The 324-nt window shown below is 52.5% G+C and carries 1 protein-coding gene; it reads left to right on the forward strand.

Annotated elements, in window-relative coordinates; genetic code table 11:
* A partial coding sequence (locus ACLZOT_RS51115) for a Fic family protein (protein ID WP_416976133.1) occupies nucleotides 1-324 on the forward strand: 324 nt, incomplete at its 3' end.

Here is a 324-nt window from a genome sequence, read left to right on the forward strand (position 1 = left end):
CTGCACACTCCTCCTACGGCAGAGACGCTACCTGCACGTATTCAGAAGCTATGCGACTTCGCGAATGGCGAATTGGATGACGCATACATTCCGCCCGTCCTGCGCGCTATCACAGTCCACTTCATGATCGGATATGATCACCCATTCGAGGATGGAAATGGGCGAACCGCTCGCGCCCTGTTCTATTGGTCGATGCTGAATCAGGGGTACTGGCTCACCGAGTATGTCGCCATCTCTCCGATCCTAAAGAATGCCCCTTCCAAGTATGCACACAGCTACTTGCATTCTGAGGATGACGAGAATGACTTGACCTACTTTCACTTG

Source organism: Streptomyces sp. 4F14 (assembly GCF_048159485.1).
Classification (GTDB): Bacteria; Actinomycetota; Actinomycetes; order Streptomycetales; family Streptomycetaceae; genus Streptomyces.